The following is a 303-nucleotide window of genomic DNA, read 5'->3' on the forward strand; positions in this document are numbered from 1 at the left end:
TAAGGACGCGGTGATCCAGGCCCTCAAGACCCTGAGGCGGTTCACCGCTACGGTCCTTCGGCATCGGTGAGATGGTCTGCACGCCCGGCCCCATCTTCACGCCCGGCGCATTCTTCGGGTCGCGCATACTCATGTTCATGCCGCCACCCGACCCGTGGTCCATCCCGGCCATGCCGCCAGCCTGACCCGATCCGCCCGACATTGCGCTATGGTCCATGCCGGCCATGCCAGCACCGCCCGCTGCCATTTGGCTATGGTCCATGCCGGGCATTGCAGCGCCGCCCATCTGGCTGTGGTCCATGC

The 303-nt window shown here is 66.3% G+C and carries 1 pseudogene; it reads right to left on the reverse strand.

Annotation, left to right across the window (positions count from 1 at the left end):
• Positions 1-303 (reverse strand): annotated as a pseudogene (locus CVH10_RS19360) (copper-binding protein); the annotation flags it as partial.

Source organism: Halomonas sp. ND22Bw, from assembly GCF_003011945.1.
Classification (GTDB): Bacteria; Pseudomonadota; Gammaproteobacteria; order Pseudomonadales; family Halomonadaceae; genus Halomonas; species Halomonas halophila.